Consider the following 2636-nt stretch of genomic DNA (forward strand, 5'->3'; position numbering starts at 1 on the left):
TAATGACTTTTTCATTAAATATAACCTTTTTACTTTCTGGATGATTTTTAAATCCCACCCTGCCCCTCCCCTTGCCTAAGGGGAGGGAAAGAAGACGAGTTTTCCCCATCCACTTATTTAAAAGGGGCATCTTAGCGGAATTAATAATTAATCAAAACGCTTAAAATTATGCACCATCAACTCCTCCCTTCTTTTCAAGGGGGAGGCTGGGAGGGGGTTAAATACACTAATCTATAATGGTTAAACGGCAGTTGGCGTTATAGCCATGATCATTCCATGAAACCAAACCAAAATTAGTATCCGTATCAGACAAATCTTTCCAGTTTTGGTACTTTCCATCAGTAAACGCACAAGCCCACACATTCATTATATGCTGAGTGGCATTAATGCCATTATCACCAGCCTTATCATTAAGAGAAGAACGCCACTGCTTCGTTTCAGCGTCGTAATAAAACAATGAAGACTTAGAAGCTACACGCTTACTATGTGCACCAGTTGAACCAAGAAATCCCTCCATTCCCAGTCGCAACTGACACCCATCCTCATCACCACATAACTCAATAATATCCGCCTCTGGTATATCTAAAGACGTACCTCTTTGTTCCCTTGGTACAAAATAATGTTTTCTATCTACTGATGAGCCTGGCTTACCTTGAGGGCCTACTTCTCCTTTTGCTCCCTGAGGTCCGACAGCCCCTTGTGGCCCCGTATCACCTTTTACGCCCTGATCACCCTTATCGCCTTTATCACCTTTTAAACCTTGTGGCCCCCTTCGTCCTACAGGGCCAGCACTTCCCTTTTCACCTTTTTCTCCCTGTGGTCCTCGGTCACCTTTTTCGCCCTGGTTTCCTTTATTACCAGGAATACCAGGTGCGCCTTGATTACCTCTGGGTCCTTGTGGACCTTGATAGAACTCAGGAACACAATTAAAACCGACATCCGCTAAACAGCTTGCTTCTAAAGAGCTGATCGCTCGGTTATACACATGGATTTCATCAAGTTCGCCTTGCAACGGATAAGCAAGTTGCTCTGCTACAGAGTTACCAAATACCAGAGGTCCATCTGTTATCAAGTTATCAGGCATACCTAATTTGACGTCTTTTAAACGTTTACCATTAAGTGCCAAATGCAAGCCATTGGGTTTACCATTATAAGCTAGTACTAAATGCTGCCATTTATTTTGATGACGAAGCAACGGATCAAGAGATTCGATATCGCCAATAACACCAGAAGCACTTTTAAACATTACCTTCAATCGATTATCACTGTCTAAAAATACAACGAATAATGCGTCACCTGTTGAATCTGACTTCTCTATCAACACTTGCTTTTCGTTAACTTGTTTAGTTTTAAACCATAAGGCAACTGAAAACGGTTGGTTTATATCAAAGGCTTCCCCATTAAAGTTAACCTGCGTAACAAAGGGATTATTTTCTTCTACTTTAAGTGAAGAACCCTCAATACCCTCATTGCTATAAACTCCTCCACTTAAATCACCTGCACCATTTTCTAAAAAGTAACCATGGTTACCTTGTCCTGAATAATCCACACCACCTTGTTGATGTCGCCCTGCATCAAAAGACCAAAAACCTATTTCTGCCGAAGTTGGTTCAGCATGAGCATTTACAGATATTTGAGAAAGCAACGCAGCAGAAATTGCTATTGCCAAAGTTTTTTTCATTATTTACGACCTTATTTCACTTCCCGGATATTTTGTAACCCAACCCTAACCCTCCCCTTATTTAAGGGGAAGGAAAGAAGACGAGTTTTCCCCAACTGCTTATTTAAAAGGGGCATCTTAGCGGAATTAATAATTAATCAAAACGCTTAAAATTATGCACCATCAACTCCTCCCCTCTTTTCAAGGGGGAGGTTGGGAGGGGGTTAAAGACACTAATCTATGATGGTTAAACGACAGTTGGCATTGTACCCTTGCCCACTATTATCGTGGGACCAGGAGATTAAATCAAAACTTAAGGATGTATCACCTTTATTAGTATAATTTTCGTGGTATCCATCTGTGAAATAACAGGACCAAGCTATAAATATATGCTTCATTACTCCATCATTATTTTTCCCCCGTACAGTCCCTTCCAATGAATCCCACTGTTTATTTTGAGCATTATAAGAGAAAAATGTGGATCTCCACGTTACTCGATTACTAAACTCATCTTCAGAACCACTCCAACCCTCAATACCCAACCGCAACTGACATCCATCCTCATCACCACATAAATCAATAATATCCTGCTCAGGAATCACTAAAGAAGTACCTCTTTGCTCCCTTGAAACAAAATAATGCTTTCTATCCACTGATGAACCCGGTTTACCTTGAGGGCCTGCTTCGCCTTTTGCTCCCTGAGGTCCAACAACCCCTTGTGGACCAGTATCACCTTTTGGTCCTTGATCACCCTTATCGCCTTTTTCACCTTTTAATCCTTGTGGACCCCTTGGTCCTACAGGTCCAGTACTTCCCTTTTCACCTTTTTCTCCCTGTGGACCCCGGTCACCTTTTTCGCCCTTATCCCCTCTGGGACCACTTAACCCTGTGGCACCCTGTTCTCCCACTTCTCCACGAGGTCCTCGGTAAAAAGCAGGTACACATTTAAAACCTAACTCCGCTAAGCATTTTGCTT

1 protein-coding gene and 1 pseudogene are annotated in these 2636 nt (G+C 42.1%); both read right to left on the minus strand.

Features of this window, described 5'->3' with window-relative positions:
- Window positions 1–226: 226 nt before the first annotated feature.
- A complete protein-coding gene (locus KHS79_RS25705; protein WP_212723014.1) occupies window positions 227–1681 on the minus strand; it encodes a LamG domain-containing protein in 1455 nt (484 codons plus the stop codon).
- 212 nt (window positions 1682–1893) lie between these two features.
- Window positions 1894–2636 (minus strand): annotated as a pseudogene (locus KHS79_RS25710) (collagen-like protein); the annotation flags it as partial.

The organism is Zooshikella ganghwensis (assembly GCF_018263875.1).
GTDB classification, from domain to species: domain Bacteria; phylum Pseudomonadota; class Gammaproteobacteria; order Pseudomonadales; family Zooshikellaceae; genus Zooshikella; species Zooshikella ganghwensis.

What these genes read in the sequence shown, in the direction of transcription:
- KHS79_RS25705 (WP_212723014.1), bottom strand. Translation starts at nt 1,681, where the DNA reads ATGAAAAAAACTTTGGCAATAGCAATTTCTGCTGCGTTGCTTTCTCAA.